We start from the raw sequence: 15,836 nt of genomic DNA on the forward strand, positions 1-15,836 counted from the left end.
CGGCGTTACTCCACCAAGCGCCGCAGCTCGTAAGGCCGGTCAGGCTCTTTGTCGGCCGGCAGGTACGGCCTCGCCGGTTGCCCGGCGGGGCCGAGATGCCTGATGAACTTGTAGATCGCTGGGGCGCCGGTCTCGGCGCCCGCAGAAGTGGCGAGACCGGGCGCGATCGAAATCATGAGCCCCGCGGCGAGGATTGCCAGATGCTTGTCCACGAGGGACCTCCTGACGTGATGGCCGGTCAGCGGAGGCCGGCCAGGGCGCGCTCGTAGTACGAGAGATCGAGATACTTCTCCGGAGACGGCGGCGTCCCACCCCACTGGCCTTCGATCTCGGCCCGAAGCTTCAGGACGTTCTTGAACCCCTCCACGTCCAGGCGGGCGTCCGTCGCGTAGCCGCCCGCGGGATCAGCCACGACGTCGGAGCATTGCCCCGCGACCTCGGGGTCCAGCTTCAAGCGCTCGACCAGGAGCGCCACGGACTCCGCCTTGTTGGCCGGGGTCTTCACCCAGCGCAGGCCCTCGAGGTACGCCTGGATGTAACGAACGACCGTGTCCTCATTGGCCCGTGCCCAGCTGCGCGTGGCGAAGGCGCCGCTTCCCTGGTAGGGGCCGATCGCCTGGACCGCCATGCCCAGGCTCCGCAATCCTCCCCGTTCCGCCCTCACGGAGTGGGGCAGGTTCAGCATTGAGGCCGCATAGCTCTTGTCCTTGAGCAGGGCCTCGAGCCGCGACGAGGCCCCGCCTACGGCCTTCACCGTGTACTCCCCCCGCTGCACGCCGTTCATCGCCAGCATTTTGTAGAGCTGGAGCGCATAGGCGGTGTTGGGAGCATCCACCGCCACCGTCCTTCCCCGAAGGTCGGCGATCGAGCGGATGTCCGGTTGGACGTAGAGGCCATTCAAGCCGTTGTCGCCGCCCATCACGACCACCACGTCGACCTTGGCCAGCTCCACCATCGCGATGGCGTTGTCCACCGCCGCGTGCGCGAGATCGTAATTCCCCTTCGCGAGCCCCTCCCGCAACACCATGGAATTCGGGGTGAAGTGGAGATCGACCTTCAGGCCGCGTCTGGCGAAAAGCCCCTTGGTCTGGGCGGCGTAGATCGGCAGATTCTGAAGCCCGGGGAACACGATCACGCGCAGCGGGATCTCCGCCGCCTGGGACGGCGCCATCAGGCCGGCCGCCACGGCGAGCGCCAGCGCCACTCTTGCTCCACATCGAAGGGATCGTCGCATGGTCCTGCCTCCTGTTTCTTGCGCTTTCGCCAACGCTACCCGAGGGCAGTGACACCGGCGTTGGCGATCTGCTGTCTGCTATGCATGGAAGGACTCCTGGGGGTCTCGCCCGACGCGAACACTATGGTGGGCTTGGAAGCGTGTCAATGACGGGCGAATCGTGCGGGCGTGTTGTTGACAAGTGAAATGTCCGCTTGGTTTTGACACGTGATCTGTCCGCTTTCAGAGTCCTGGGCCGACGGGGAGACGGGGGCTGCCGGGGCGGCGGTGGGCCGGGACGGCCCGGCGGAGGGCCCGGGCGCGGGCGGGTGGGACGTGGGCGCCGGCCACGCGGAAGCGGCCATTGACGGCGTGCTCGAGGACGGCGGGCAGCGGAGCGCCCGTCGGCGCGTAGTGGCCAAGGCACTGCGTGCCTCGCCAGACGGTGTGAGCGCCGTCGAGGTGGCGGCGGAGGATGACGTGCAGGGACGAGGCCAAGGGAAAGGCCGGGCTGGAGCGGGCGGTGGCCTATATATTAGTAGGGAGGCAACAATCGACGAAACCCATATCCCAGGACCACGAGCAGAAAGAAGAGATTCCTCAGGAGCACGCCATAGAGAGGCAGGCGCAACGGTTCCTGACCGGCCCCCTGGGCGACTACGCGCGCCAATCTGCGCCCGAGGTCTTCCATCCACGGAACCGTCCTGGGCCATTCCCACAGGCGTCCGCGCCACTCGGCCGGAATGCCGGTCTTCCCCACCCTGGCTCCTATGATGCCCCCTAAGATGGCCGCCGTGGTGTCAGTGTCGCCGCCACACCGAACGATGTCGATGATCCCCGAAGCGTAATCGTCCTGATGAGTGAGCCAGGCGTGCAGCACGACGGGAACCGTATGGTACACGTACCCGCTCACGCCGCGTCCTAACCCGAGATCCTCGGCGAATGACTCGGTCGTTCGCCGCGCCGCTGCGCTCTCGATGACCCTCGCGATCAGCCGAACGAATTCGTGCGCCTCACGTGGCAAGACCTCCCGCAGGGCGCGGGCGAATGCCTCAGGAGCGACATCCTTCTCCGGTTGTCGAGCGGCCAGGTGTGCCGCCAGGGCCACGGCCAGCGCGCCGTACTCGGCTTTCGGATCGGTATGCGTGATTCGGGTGGAGGCGCTCACCAGGGCGCGGAGGCGTTGGACGTCGTGGCCGTAACACAAGCCGAGGATCGAGCTTCGCATCGCCGGGCCGTTCCCGGCGGAAAAAACGCCGCTCCGATGGCTTGGATATCCAAGCCATAGTCGCGTGATGGCGCGGAGAGTCGCATACCCAACAGCCGCGGGGAAGCCCAGGAGCCACCGACGAAATTGCCCCGCCAGGTTCTGAGCGAACATTTCGACGCTTCCGGCAGAGACGATGAGGGCCTGGGCAACCATGCACGTTTGTTCGGTGTCGTCGGAAACCATCCCTCGCCCGAAGATGAGACGGGGACCGGAGATCTGCGAATACATCCGCCGCTGCCGGCCCTTCGACAGGCCCTCGTAGCGCAGCCCCACGCTGTCCCCGACCGCCGTGCCGAGCAAGCAGCCAACCACTGAATCCTCTCTGGGGGCTGTCACCCCTTCTCCCAGCTCTCCGTGAGGCCCGAGGCGCGGTTCATGCCGGTTACGCGCTGGAGGAGGTCCGCTTTCCGACCACCCTGCCGTTGATATGCTCCACGATGCAGCGAGGCCAATACGGCCCACGTGCGACGGCAACGATGACTGCGGGTTGTGCGCCCTCAGCCGGGTGGGACCGGACGGCGAGCCCGAGTTGTTGGGCCTTCGCCTCGAGTCCTTCGATGGGCCCACCAACCACGACCTGGGCACAGAAGACTTCGGCCTGGTTGCTGGCTCTCACGAACATGACGACAAAACTCACCGCAAGGACAATCACAGGGCTGAGGAGCACCAGAAGGATGCCGATCTTGACATACCTGCGGCGAGCTTCAGCCGCCATGCTGTTACCTCCTTCTCCTCTTCGTTCAAGCTTGCCGCGGAGGCCATATGCGATGTTATGCGAGCAGGCGCACGCGGGAGCAGCGAAATCGGGCGCCGTGACGGGGCGGGGCGGCGGCTGCCTTGACAGCGCTGAAACACCTGCCCTAGGTTGTCCGCGGTCGCCCTCCTTTGTCTCGTCGCGCTCGGCTGCGCAACGCGGCCGCTCGTCATCACGGCGCCCAATACGACAGCACACCGGGGCTACGAGGAAAGCATGAGCGAGGCGATGAGCGACGCCGTCAGCCTGATCGTCAAAATGATCGCGGAGGCGATGCCGCGATGACGGCGAGGAGAACGAACCCCGTCGGGGCGCTCAGAAGGGCGCGACCGGCCGCTGCGCGGGCGCTCCTGCGAACTCCCCGATCAGGCGGGCGTAGTTGAGGTAGGCCCGGCGAACGGTAGAGAGACCGGCGGGCGGGTAGTAGCGGCCGCCGGCCTCCGGCGGTGTGCGGGTCGGCTCCTCGCCGCCGATGAGGTCCTGCACGACGGCGAGGAACGCGTGGGACGCGCGCACCTGGATCTCGGCGAGGTACTCCTCGAACGACCACCCGGGCGTCACCGGCACCCGCGCAGTCACCAGGGCGTCCCCGGCATCGACCTTCTCGGCGACGACGTGGATCGTGAAGCCGACACGCTCGACGTCGTTGCAGGCGAGGGCCCAGATCGGACAGTCGGAGCCGCGATAGAACGGCAGCAGCCCGAGGTGGCGGTTATAGGCGCCATGGCGCGCGAGCCCGAAGAGGGCGGGCCGGAGGACGGGCGCCCCCGCCAGCAGGATGTAGTCGGGATCGAATCGTCGCACGAAGGAGAGCGCTTCGTCCCCGTGCGGGTCGACGCAGTCGAGATGAGGCGCAAACGCCTTGAGCCGCGCGGCGAGAGCGCGATCGACATCGGGGAACGCGCACGGCCACGGCTGATGGACGGCCCCCAGGACCTTGCGCAGGGCGAGGTCGGTGAGATAGAGCGCCCCCCGATTCCTGCGCAGCCGGCGCAGGACCCGCACCGCGTCGCGCAGCGGCCGCCCTGTGATGTTGAGGATGCCGAAGCGCTGCCTCCGGTCCTGGAGAAACCTGGCGAGCACGTAGGCCTCGGGCAGGTCGCGCGTCGTGACGATCACGAACGAGGGCATTGGTTGTAATTGTTCTCCAATGCCGGAGACGAGCAAAGCACGTGCCGACGAACCCGATGGCGTGGCACGACGTTGGAGGCGATGACGGCCGCCGTTTGACAAGGCTCTTGCACAGCGGACGCCACCCCCGTGCACAGCGCCGGCCAGGCGGGCCGGGCTGGCGTGCCGGAGGCCCGCTCAGCGCCCGTGGAACTGGGGACGGCGCTTCTCGGAGAAGGCCTTGACGCCCTCCTGATAGTCCTGGCTGTTGAAGCAGTCGGCGATCAGCTTGTCCAGCAAGGCCAGATCGCGCTCGGCCGCGGGACGCAGCAGCTGCTCGACGGTCGCCTTGGCCGAGCGCAGCGTGAGGGGCGCGTTCCGCGCGATCGTCAGCGCGTAGTCGCGGGTGAAGCCTTCCAGTTCCGCCTTCGGCACCACCTGGTTCACCAGCCCCATGCGGAGCGCGTCCGGGGCGCTGAAGTCGGTGCGGGCCGTGAAGAAGATCTCCTTGGTGTACGCGGGCCCGACGAGCGCCATCAGCTTTTCCATGCCGCGGTGGTGGTAGCCGAGGCCCAGGCGCGCCGCTGGGATGCCGAAGCGGGCATCGTCTGCGGCGATGCGGATGTCGCAGGTGAGGGCGATGCCGACGCCCCCGCCGACGCAGTAGCCGTGAATCATGGCCAGCAGAGGCTTCGACAGCGTGGCCAGGGCCTCCTGCCCGCGGGCGGAGATCTGGCGGTACTCCTCCTCGTCGGCCATGTTGCGGCGGCGGTCTTTGAACTGCGAGATGTCGGCGCCGGCCACGAAGGCCCGGTCGCCGGCACCGCGCAGGATGACCACGCGGATGGTGTCGTCGGTGGCCAGGTCGTGGACGTAATCCGGCATGAGCTGCCACATCTCCTGGCTCACGGCGTTGCGCTTCTCCGGCTGGTTGAAGACGATCCAGCCGATCGGCCCGTCCTTCTCCAGCATCAGCTTCGGCGTCTCGGTCATGGCAAGCGGTCTCCTGGGATCTTATGGCCGGCCGGCGACCGGACGGGCCGTGGGCGCATCGAAGACGGGGTTGTCGGTCCAGAACCGGTGTGAGACCTCGAGGTCGCGTACGTTGAGGACCGCGTGGTTGATGCCGCGGGGAGGCTGGGGGTGGGCCGGCGGTGCGGGAACGTCGTTCGCCATGGTGCCCTCCATGACCGGTCAGATACGGGGCGACGGCCCGGTCGCCGTGGCCCGCGTGACGACGAGCATTGTAGCGCACCCACGCGCGGGGTGCTGCCCGCTCCTCGGCCTGGCTGCGTGCCCACCCTTCGCCTCCGCTGAGACGCGCCGCCAGGGCTGCCGCGCCTGAGTTATATTCTCCGGACCGCACGAGGAGGCGCCGGCATGGACAAGCTGACGGGCGGACAGGCCGTGGTCGAGTTGCTGAAGGCCGAGCAGGTGCGGCACATCTTCGGGATCGTGGGCGCGACGTTCCTGGACGTCCTCGATGCGCTCTACGACGAGCGCAGCGTGGCGTACATCAACGTGCGCCACGAACAGGCCGCCGCCTTCATGGCCGACGGATTGGCTCGCGTGACCGATTTGCCGGGCGTCTGCCTCGTGACCAGCGGTCCGGGGGCCACCAACCTCCTGACAGGGGTGGCGGCGGCGTACGTGGCCCATTCCCCCGTCGTCGTCCTCGTCGGGGGCATCTCCCTGGAGCATTCCCAGAAAGACGCGTTCCAGGAATTCGACCTGATCAGCATGTTCCGACCCGTGACCAAGCTCGCCGTCCAGATCACCAGGCCCGAACGCATCCCCGAGCTGCTGCGCTCGGCGTTTCGCGCCGCCATGACGGGCCGTCGCGGCCCCGTCTTCGTCGAGATTCCTCGCGACGTCCTGAACGACCAGGTGGTGAGCGCCGAGCTCCTCGCCCCCGAAAGGTACCGGGTCACTCAGCCGCAGCCGCCCCACCCGGAGGCCATTCGCGAGGCGGCGCGTCGGCTGCGCCAGGCGGAGCGCCCCCTCCTGCTGGTCGGCGGCGGTGTCAGCCGGGCCGATGCCAACGCGCTGGTCGTTCGCCTGGGCGAGCAGTGCTCGATGCCGATGATCACCGCCTACGGCCGGAACGACGCCGTGCCCAACGCGCATCCTTTATATGTAGGCCCCCTCGGGCGCGCCGGCTCACCGGAGGCGGCCGCCGCCTGCCGACGGGCCGACCTGCTCCTGGTCGTCGGCTCGCGGCTCGCGCACTTCACGTCCCACTTCGACGATCGCTACATCCGGCCGGGGACGCCGATCATCCAGATCGACGTCGACAGCCGCGACATCGGTCGCTACTATCCGGTCGCCGTCGGCATCCAGGCCGACGCCCGGGAAGCCTGCCTGGCCCTCCTCGAGGCGCTCGCTGGGGACGGCGTCTCCCACGACCGGCCGGCGTGGCGGAAAGAAGCGGAAACCCTTCGAGACCAGCGCCGCGCTCGGCTCGCGGCCGAGGCCGGCCTCGAGGCGAAGCCCATGAAGCCTCAGCGTGTCTATGCGGAGCTGCGTCGCGCCCTGCCGCCGGAGACGATCGTCACCCTCGATGCCGGAGCGGCACCCGCCTACGGATACGATCGCCTGCACTTCGCGCGGCCCCGCACGCTTCTCACGCCGCTCGATCTCGGAGGGCTGGGCTTCGCCTTTCCCGAGGCCCTCGGCGCCAAGCTCGGCCGCCCCCAGGCGCCGGTGCTCGCCATCCACGAGGATGGAGGCTTCCTGATGAACGCTCAGGAGCTGGAGACGGCCGTGCGGCACGGCATCAACGTCGTGACCGTGGTGATGAACAACGGGTGCTGGGGATCGGAGAAGGCCTACCAGAAGCACTTCTACGGCGGGCGGTACATCGGCTGTGACATCGGGAACCCGCGCTACGACCAGTACGCCAGGCTCTTCGGCGCCGAGGGGTATTATGTGGACCACCCCGATCAGGTCGGCGACGCGATTCAGGCGGCGCTCTCCTCCGGCAAGCCCGCGGTCGTCGAAATCCCGATCGACCCTGAAGAGTTCCCCACCCCGGCGACGGCGGTCCGCCGGGAGGCAGCGAGTTCGCAGCGGTGACTGCTGCCCGGAAGGAGGGAGTGTCGCAGGGAACGCCGGGAGCCGGCGCGGAGTTGTCCGCCTGGCCCTCACCACGCCGGCCGTAGGCGGCGTCAACCCCCAACGTCCGTTTCACGAGGAGGACACCCATGAGGATGGAAAGGCTCCTGTCCCTGGTCGTCGGCACGGTGCTCGTCTTCGCGGCCGCTTCGGCAAGCGCGCAGGCGCAGGCGCCGCCGCCCTACGGCACCCCGATCTCGCTCGAGCAGGCCAAAAAGGTGATGACGGGCGCGGAGGCCGAGGCGCGCAAGAACAACTGGAACGTGGTGATCGCCATCCTGGACTCCGGCGGCAACGTCGTGATGCTCCACCGCATGGACGGCGCGCAGTTCGGGAGCATCGAGGTCGCGCGCGACAAGGCATACTCGGCGGTGGCCTTCCGCCGGCCCACCAAGGTGTTCGAGGACCTCGTCGGGCAGGGCGGCGCAAACCTGCGCCTCCTCCGACTCTCCGGCGCCAGCCCCCTCGAGGGCGGACTGCCCATCGTCATCGACGGGAGGATCGCCGGCGGGATCGGCGTCTCCGGCGTGACTTCCCAGCAGGACGCCCAGATCGGGCGGGCGGGGATCGAGGGCTTGAAGTAGGCGTAGCCCCGCGGCGGGCCGGGCTTCCTCTGCCCGGCCCGCCGCGGATGTACCGGCAACACGGCGTCGCCGGCGGGTCAGTTCTTCTTCAGCCGCACCACTTCCAGGGGCGCCGAGCGCGTCGACGTCGGGATCGGCGCCACAGGCGCAGGTCCCGTCACGAAGGCCGCACGCTCCATCGACCGGATCTTCGTTCTGATCCCCACGGCTCCGAGATACCCCGCGACCGCCTCCCCCAGCGGGGAATTGGGGGGAATGGATACAGATCCCCGGCATCGAAGCCGCTGGGGTAGCCGGCCTCCGCCAGCAGCTGCTGACCGATCGCGAGAGCCTTCTTCCTACCGCGTACTCTCCGGCAATGGCAAGTCCCGGCGCGGCGCGCCGCGGGCCTTTTGACATCATCGATCGGCAATAGTAACGTGCGCGAAAGATGGTGGACGTTCCTCCTCCCCACGGCGGCCGGTTGATCGATCGGGTCCTGCGCGGCGACGCGCTCCGCGACGCCCGGGCGCGCGCCGCGTCGCTGAAGCGGATCTCGTTCAACGCCCGGATGATGTCCGATCTCGAGCTCCTCGCCGTCGGCGCCTACAGCCCGCTCGAGGGGTTCATGGGCGAGGCCGACTACCGGGCCGTGCTGCGCGAGATGCGCCTGGCCAGGGGGCTTCCGTGGACGCTGCCGATCACGCTCGCGGTTCGGCGGGCCGCCGCCGACGAGCTGCGAGAGGGCGAGGACATCGCGCTCGTTACGCCGTGGGAGGAGCCGATCGGCATCCTCCACCTCCAGGAGCGCTTTCCCTACGACGGCCGCGAGGAGGCCCGGCTCGTCTACGGCACCGACGACCCGCGCCATCCCGGCGCCTCCTACCAGCTCACGCGCGGCGACGTCTTGCTGGCGGGCCCGGTCGATCTCATCGCGCGGCCGCCGCTCAAGGGCTTTGAGCCGTACCGGCTGGATCCCGCCGATGCCCGGGCGCGCTTCCGCGAGCTTGGCTGGCAAACCGTGGTCGGCTTCCAGAGCCACCAGCCGATGCACCGCGCCCACGAGTACATCCAGAAGTGCGCGCTGGAGCCGCTCGACGGGCTGTTCATCCACCCGCTGGTCGGCCAGACCAAACTGGACGAGCTGCCGTCGGAGGTGCGCGTCCGCTGCTACCAGGTGCTCGTGGAGCAGTACTATCCGAAGACCCGCGTCGTGCTGGCCGTCTTCCCCGGCGCCATGCGCTACGCCGGTCCGCGAGAGACGCTGTTCCACGCCCTGGTGAGGAAGAACTACGGGTGCACCCACTTCATCGTGGGACGCGAGTATGCGGGGATCGAGCGCGATTTCACCCCGATGACCGTCGACCAGATCTTCGGCGCGTTCGCGCCGGAGGAGCTGGGCATCATCCCCCTCTTCTTCGACGAAACGTTCTACTGCCGCCGCTGCGAAACCGTGACCTCGCCCAAAACCTGCCCGCACGGATCGCAGGATCGCGTGGCCCTGAGCGGCGCGGTGGTGCGCGAGCTGTTGGGACGTGGCGAGCTGGTCCCCACGGAGTTCGCCCGGCCCGAGGTCGCGGAGATCCTCCGGAACTGGGTGCGCGGGGCCGACGTCGCCACCGCGGCGCCCGCGGCGCCCGCCGAGGTCAAGAAGGAGACCAAGGCCCAGCGGGCCGAGCGGCTCAAGCGGGAGCTGAACCCCTGGGAGCAGCTCGAAGCGATCCGGCGCTTTGCCCGCGAGGGCTATCAGTCCATCCCGGCGGCGTGGCTCAACACCTACTTCCGCTGGTGGGGCGTCTACACTCAGGGCGACGGCATCGGCGCCGTCGGGGGCAAGGCCGGCGAGGGCAAGGCCGTGCCCTACTTCATGGTCAGGATCCGCATCCCCAACGGCCAGCTCTTCTCGCACCAGCTCCGGATGATCGCCCGCTTCGCCGAGCGCAGCGCGCGGGGCCAGGCCGACATCACGGTCCGCGAGAACATCCAGCTTCACTGGGTTCCCATCGAAGATCTACCGGATCTGCTGGAGAGCCTCTGGCGGTCGGGGCTCACCACGATGGGCACCTGCGGCGACGTGACCCGTAACGTCACCGGCTGCCCGATGGCCGGCGTGGACGCTGACGAGCTGCTGGACGCCTCGCCCCTGGTCCAGGCCGCCACCCGGATGCTGAACGGCAACCCCGACTTCTACAACCTCCCCCGCAAGTACAAGATCACGATCACCGGTTGCCGGGCGTGGTGCTCGTATCCGGAGATCAACGACATCGGGATGACGGCCGTCTGCCACCCGGCCAGCGGCGAGGTCGGCTTCTCCGTCCGCGTGGGCGGCGGGCTTTCCACCAACCCGCATCTCGCCCTGCGGCTCGGCGCGTTCGTCCGCGCGAACCAGGCCCTGCCCGTCGTCCGCGGGATCACGGAGATCTTCCGCGACAGCAACGTGCTGCGCCAGGACCGCGAGAAGGCGCGGCTGAAGTTCCTCTTCCTCCAGCACGGCTGGACCGCCGAGCGCTTCCAGGAGGAGCTCGAGCGGCGGCTCGGCTTTTCGCTCGAGCCCGCGGTGACCGAGGTGCCGCCGGAGGACGTCTACCGCGACCACGTCGGCATCCACGCGCAGAAGCAGGACGGGTACGTCTACGCCGGCGTCGCGGTGCTGCGGGGACGCCTGACCGCCGACCAGATGCGGACGATGGCCGATCTCGCCGACCGCTACGGCACCGGCGAGCTGCGCACGACCACGATGCAGAACTTGATCATCCTCAACGCGCGCCGCCCGCAGTCGGAGGCCCTGGCCCGGGAGATCGAGGCGGCGGATCTGCGGCTTCAGGCCTCGCCGTTCTGGCGGGGCACCATCGCCTGCACGGGCACGGAGTTCTGCAAGCTGGCCCTCACCGAGACCAAAGGCTTCGCGCGCTGGCTGGTGGAAGAGATGGAAGCGAGGATGCCGGACTTCGATCAGCATCTGAAGATCCACGTCACCGGCTGCCCCAACAGCTGCGGGCAGCACTGGATCGCGGACCTCGGAATCGAGGGCAAGAAGACGAAGGTCGAAGGGACGATGGTCGACGCCTACTACTTCTGCGTCGGCGGCGCCGTCGGCAAGCACCAGCGCACCGCGCGCCCCATCGGCTATCGCGCCCCGGCCACCGAGGTGCCGGATGCGATCGAACGGCTCCTGCGAGCGTATCTGGCCAGACGACGGAACGGGGACAGCTTCCGCGAGTTCGCGGCCGGACGTACCGACGAGGAGCTGCGCCAGTTCCTGGCCGGGCAGGCCGGGGCGGCGGTCGCGCGGGACGCCTCGCCGGGACGCCCGCCCCACGGCGTGGACGGCTGACTACAGGCCCCGAGACCCGCCCTCAGGATCCAGGATTATCCCGCTCCTCAACCAGTAGCAAGGCCAGCGCCCGCCAGGAGGGCCGTATGGAAGAGCGCGTTTCGTTCCCCTCCAACGGTTTGAAGGTCGCAGGCGTGCTGCATACGCCCGCGGGGCGCGGCCCGCGTGAGCGCCGGCCGGCCTTCCTGGTGCTCCACGGGTTCGGCAGCAACAAGGACGGCGGTGTCTCCCTGGTGGTCGCCCGGATGCTCGCGGACCTCGGCTATGTCACGCTGCGCTTCGACTTCCGTGGCTGCGGCGAGAGCGAGGGCCCGCGCGGGCGGGTGATTTGCCTGGAACAGGTCGAGGACACGAAGAACGCGCTCTCCTTCGTCGCCACCCGGCCCGAGGTGGATCCGCAGCGCGTCGCCCTGATCGGGAACAGCTTCGGGGCGGCGGTCGCCGTCTACTCCGCCGGCGTGGACCCCCGGGTCACCGCTTGCATCTCCACCGGCGGCTGGGGTGACGGCGAGAAGAAGTTCCGCAAGCAGCACGAGTCGCCCGAAGCCTGGAAGAAGTTCACCGCCATGCTGGAGGAGGGGCGCCGGCAGCGGGAACGGACCGGCAAGTCGATCATGGTCCCGCGCTACGACATCGTCCCGATCCCTCCCACCCTCCGCAACAACCTGTCGCCGGGCTCGATCATGGAGTTCCCGTTCGAGGTGGTCGAGAGCATGTACGCCTTCAAGGCCAACCAGGTGGTCGGGAAGATCGCGCCGCGGCCGCTGCTGCTCCTGCACCCCGCGAACGACTCCGTGACTCCCACCGAGCAGTCGATCGACCTCTTCCGGCATGCCGGCCAGCCGACGGACCTGCACCTGGTGGCGAACGTCGACCACTTCATGCTGGCGGAAGGCAACGCGCTGGTCATCAACCTCGTGCGCACCTGGCTCGAGAAGCACTTTCCGCTGTCAGTGGGGCCACGATGAGCGCGACGAACCGCGAGGCCACGGGCCAGGCGGCCGCCGTCGTCACCGCCGACGCGCTCGAGCGCTTTGCCAGGGACGTGTTCGTGCGCGCCGGCATGCCCGAGGCGCACGCCGGGATCGTGGCGGATGTCCTGGTCTGGGCCGATCTCCGCGGGGTGGAGTCCCACGGGGTGATGCGGATCCCGCGCTACGTGGAGCTGATCGGCGCCGGCGACCTCAATCCGACTCCGGCCATGTCGGTGCGGACCGAGACGGCCGCGGCGGTCCTGATCGAGGCCGACCGCGCGGCCGGCCCGGTCGCGATGACCTCGGCGATGGCCGCGGCCGTGCGGAAGGCCCGGGAGGCCGGGGTCGGTCTGGCCCTGGTGCGGGCAATGACGCACGCGGCGGCGCTGGGCTATTACACGCTGAGGGCGGCGCAAGAAGGGACGGCGGCCATCGCCCTGGCCGGGACGATTCCCCTCATGGCCTATCACGGCGCCCGCGCCGCCGGAGTCGGGACGAGCCCGATCTCGATCGCGGTTCCGGGAGGCGATCGCGGGCCCGTCGTCCTCGACATGGGGATGGGCCTCGTCTCGATGGGCAAGCTGATGCAGGCCCGCAAGACCGGCCAGCCGATTCCCCCAGGGTGGGCGCTCGACGGGCACGGCAATCCGGCGACCGATCCGCGGGCGGCCAGGATCCCGCTACCCCTGGGCGGCCCCAAGGGCTCGGGCCTGTCGCTGATGATCGAATGCATCACCAGCCTCGTCGTCTCGAACCCGATCCTGGCCGACGCGCTGGAGGGCACGGCCGAGGGACGCCGGCACCGGCAGAACGGCCTCGCGCTGGCGATCGATCTGGCCCGGTTCGGCGATCCGCGGTCGTTCCGACGCGAGGTGGACCGCCTGATCCGGGCGCTGAAGGCGCTGCCGCGCGATCCCGATGTCGTCGAGATCCTCATGCCCGGCGAGCGCGGAACCCGCACCCTCGAGCGCCGCCGCCAGGAGGGCATCCCCCTCCCGCCTGCGATCTTCGATGAGCTCAAGACCGTGGCGGACCGGCTGGGCGTGACGATGTTCCGGTCGTCGCCCGAGCCCTGAAACCTACCGCATCGTGATCCCTCTCCGGGCCAGCTCGCCCTCGAGGTCCAGCGGCCTAGTCCCGACCGAGGTGCCGCCGGGCACCGTCCAGAAGATCTCGAACTCCAGCCCGTCCGGGTCCTTCGCGTAGAGCGACAGGCTCACGCCGTGGTCCGACGAGCCGACCAGCGCGCCGGCCTCGATCAGCCGCTCGCGCGCCCGCGCCAGGTCGCCGAGCTCGCCGACCTCCCACGCCGAGTGGTACATGCGCGCCACCCGCTCGTCGGGCCGCGGGACGCCGGTCTGTTCGAACAGGCCGAGGTGATGGTCGTCGGGGCTGCCGGGGATCTTCAGGAAGGCCGCGCCCGGAAAGCGCGACTTCACCTCGAAGCCCAGCGCGTCGCGGTAGAAGCGCACGCTGCGCTCGACGTCCGCCACCCACAGGACCAGGTGCTGCAACCGCGTGAGGCCGATCCCGGGCGTTGCCACGGTCGGCCTCAGGCGGCGTCGACGGCGGGGCGGACCGTCGTCGCGACCAGCTCCAGCAGCTCGAGCATCCGGCCGAGGTCGTCCCGCCGGAAGTCGATCATGATGTGCGCGAGGCCGAGGCGCTTGTACTCGCACAGCCGGTCGACGACGGCCTGCGCGCCCTGCCGGAGCAGCTCGTCGCTCAGGCTGAAGCGCAGCGACAGCGTGATCGACTCCCAGGGACGCTTGGCGGCGTCGGCGGCGGCGCGCAGGCGCGCCAGGGCCTCGCGCAGCTCGGCGGGCGTCTTCGAGGTGGCGTGCCAGCCGTCGCCGAGCGTGACGACGCGCCGGAAGGCGCCCGGGCTGTCGCCGCCGACCCAGATCGGCGGATGCGGCTTCTGCACCGGCTTGGGCGCGAAGCCGATGTCGTGGAAGCGGAAGAACTCGCCCTCGAACCGCGGGTTGTCGGCGGTCCACAGCTCCTTGAAGACCCGCAGGATCTCGTCGGCCTGCCGGCCGCGGGCGCCGAAGGGCGCGCCGAGGATCTCCAGCTCTTCCTTCCACCAGCCGACGCCGACCCCGCAGATCAGGCGCCCCTGGGAGAGCGCGTCGATCGTGGTCAGCATCTTGGCCATCACGACGGGGTGCCGGTGGCCGAGGATGAACACCGACGAGCCGAGCCGGGCCTCGGTCGTGCACACGGCCGCGGCGGCCAGCACCGCTACGGGCTCCAGATAGGCCTTGTCGGGCGGGTGGGGAAACCGTCCCCCGGGATAGCTGCCGGTCGCGGTGCGCGGGAAGACGACGTGATCGCTCACCCAGAGCGACGCCATCCGGCGGCGCTCCGCCTCGCGGGCGAACGTGAGGAGCGCGTCGCGGGTCGCGACGGGGCCCTGCGTGGGCAGGTGACAGCCGATGTCCATCGTCGCTGCCTCCTTGGCGGCGAGTCATTCTACCCGGCGGAGGGCGCGCCGGCGCAGTATACTTCAGCGGCGCGGCGACACCGTGACTCCGTCGCCGCGAACATTGCCGCCCGGAGCTGAGGAATGATCACGAAATTCGACACGATCTACGCCGGCCACGTCGACATGGACGACATCGGATACGGCGGCACCGCGGTGAACGACCGCCGGTTCCCCAACGAGCACCTCGTCACCGCCTACGACAAGGCGCGCGCCATCGCGCAACTGATGGATCGTGCCGGCTACGATGCGCTCTGGCTCGCGGAGCATCATTTCCAGCCGGAAGGCTACGAGTGCATCCCGAACATCCTCCTGCTGGCCGTCGACCTCGCGCACCGGACGCAGCGACTGAAGCTCGGCTGCGGCTTCAACATCACCCCGATGTGGCATCCGTTGCGGCTGGCGGAGGACTTCGCCGCGGCGAGCATCCTGACGGGCGGGCGCGTGATCTTCGGCGTCGGGCGCGGCTATCACACCCGCGAGGTCGAGACCTTCGGCTCTCCCCTGCTCGACCAGGCCGCCAACCGGGACCTCTTCGAAGAGCAGGTCGACATCATCTTCAAGGCCTTCAGCAGCGAGTCCTTCTCCCATCAGGGGAAGCACTACACCATTCCGCCCCGCGTCCCCTACCGCGGCTACGAGCTGCGGGAGATCACCCTGGTGCCGCGGCCGACCCACCCGGTCGAGTGCTGGCAGCCGATCCAGAGCGCCTCCCGGCGCGGCCTCGACTTCATGGTCAAGCACGGGATCAAGGGGATCATCGGCGGCGGCGTGGCCGAGGGCGGCGCCCTGCAGAGCGTCGTGGAAGGCTACCGCGATGCGCGGCGCCGCGCCGGCCGTGACGCGCAGCTCGGCGAGGGCCTCAACATCGGGTTCCACTTCCATCTGGCCGATACCCAGGAGAACGCCATCAAGGCCGCGGCGGGGTACTTCGAGGAGAACCTGAAGATGTTCGGGCCGCTCCGGCTGGTCCGCGACCTCTCGGACGCGCAGATCGAGGCCATGGCCGACCCGAGGCG

Annotated in this window: 15 protein-coding genes; 6 read left to right on the forward strand and 9 right to left on the reverse strand. The window is 69.2% G+C overall.

What is annotated here, in order from left to right:
- Window positions 1-5: 5 nt before the first annotated feature.
- The 7 genes from VGV13_11280 to VGV13_11310 form a co-directional block, all read right to left on the reverse strand.
- Window positions 6-212: a hypothetical protein gene (locus VGV13_11280; GenBank protein ID HEV8641669.1), complete on the reverse strand. Its 207-nt coding sequence runs from the start codon at window positions 210-212 to the stop codon at window positions 6-8.
- Between the two features lie 26 nt (window positions 213-238).
- The gene (locus VGV13_11285; GenBank protein HEV8641670.1) at window positions 239-1,204 is read right to left on the reverse strand and encodes an ABC transporter substrate-binding protein; all 966 of its coding nucleotides are present in this window, start codon (window positions 1,202-1,204) and stop codon (window positions 239-241) included.
- Window positions 1,205-1,748: 544 nt separating this feature from the next.
- Window positions 1,749-2,819 (reverse strand): ADP-ribosylglycohydrolase family protein, encoded by a 1,071-nt coding sequence (locus VGV13_11290; protein ID HEV8641671.1) that lies wholly within the window; start codon window positions 2,817-2,819, stop codon window positions 1,749-1,751.
- 46 nt (window positions 2,820-2,865) lie between these two features.
- Complete coding sequence (locus tag VGV13_11295) at window positions 2,866-3,198, reverse strand: hypothetical protein (protein HEV8641672.1); 333 nt, start codon at window positions 3,196-3,198, stop codon at window positions 2,866-2,868.
- 354 nt (window positions 3,199-3,552) lie between these two features.
- Window positions 3,553-4,368, reverse strand: a complete 816-nt coding sequence (locus VGV13_11300; protein ID HEV8641673.1) for a formyltransferase family protein — start codon at window positions 4,366-4,368, stop codon at window positions 3,553-3,555.
- 177 nt (window positions 4,369-4,545) lie between these two features.
- On the reverse strand, window positions 4,546-5,340 hold the full coding sequence (locus VGV13_11305; GenBank protein ID HEV8641674.1) for an enoyl-CoA hydratase: 795 nt from the start codon (window positions 5,338-5,340) through the stop codon (window positions 4,546-4,548).
- A gap of 21 nt (window positions 5,341-5,361) precedes the next feature.
- Window positions 5,362-5,523 (reverse strand): hypothetical protein, encoded by a 162-nt coding sequence (locus VGV13_11310; protein HEV8641675.1) that lies wholly within the window; start codon window positions 5,521-5,523, stop codon window positions 5,362-5,364.
- Between the two features lie 204 nt (window positions 5,524-5,727).
- Here VGV13_11310 and VGV13_11315 point away from each other — a divergent pair, with 204 nt between their 5' ends.
- From VGV13_11315 to VGV13_11335, 5 genes are all read left to right on the forward strand, one after another.
- Window positions 5,728-7,422: a thiamine pyrophosphate-binding protein gene (locus tag VGV13_11315; GenBank protein ID HEV8641676.1), complete on the forward strand. Its 1,695-nt coding sequence runs from the start codon at window positions 5,728-5,730 to the stop codon at window positions 7,420-7,422.
- Between the two features lie 128 nt (window positions 7,423-7,550).
- Entirely contained in the window at window positions 7,551-8,045 is a 495-nt protein-coding gene (locus VGV13_11320) for a heme-binding protein (GenBank protein HEV8641677.1), read from the forward strand.
- 430 nt (window positions 8,046-8,475) lie between these two features.
- Window positions 8,476-11,358: a sulfate adenylyltransferase gene (sat, locus tag VGV13_11325; GenBank protein HEV8641678.1), complete on the forward strand. Its 2,883-nt coding sequence runs from the start codon at window positions 8,476-8,478 to the stop codon at window positions 11,356-11,358.
- Between the two features lie 86 nt (window positions 11,359-11,444).
- Window positions 11,445-12,326: an alpha/beta fold hydrolase gene (locus VGV13_11330; protein HEV8641679.1), complete on the forward strand. Its 882-nt coding sequence runs from the start codon at window positions 11,445-11,447 to the stop codon at window positions 12,324-12,326.
- Window positions 12,323-13,408 (forward strand): Ldh family oxidoreductase, encoded by a 1,086-nt coding sequence (locus VGV13_11335; protein HEV8641680.1) that lies wholly within the window; start codon window positions 12,323-12,325, stop codon window positions 13,406-13,408. Before VGV13_11330 ends, VGV13_11335 begins: the two co-directional genes overlap by 4 nt.
- Window positions 13,409-13,411: 3 nt before the next feature.
- Here VGV13_11335 and VGV13_11340 read toward each other — a convergent pair whose 3' ends face one another.
- Together VGV13_11340 and VGV13_11345 are read right to left on the reverse strand one after the other, a co-directional pair.
- Window positions 13,412-13,876, reverse strand: a complete 465-nt coding sequence (locus VGV13_11340; GenBank protein ID HEV8641681.1) for a VOC family protein — start codon at window positions 13,874-13,876, stop codon at window positions 13,412-13,414.
- An 8-nt stretch (window positions 13,877-13,884) separates the two neighbouring features.
- Complete coding sequence (locus VGV13_11345) at window positions 13,885-14,778, reverse strand: TIGR03619 family F420-dependent LLM class oxidoreductase (protein ID HEV8641682.1); 894 nt, start codon at window positions 14,776-14,778, stop codon at window positions 13,885-13,887.
- Between the two features lie 123 nt (window positions 14,779-14,901).
- Between VGV13_11345 and VGV13_11350 the strand changes: the two genes are divergently transcribed.
- The coding region (locus VGV13_11350; protein HEV8641683.1) for an LLM class flavin-dependent oxidoreductase at window positions 14,902-15,836 on the forward strand (935 nt) is incomplete at its 3' end.

The sequence above is a fragment of the Candidatus Methylomirabilota bacterium genome (genome assembly GCA_036001065.1).
GTDB lineage: Bacteria > Methylomirabilota > Methylomirabilia > Rokubacteriales > CSP1-6 > MNEF01.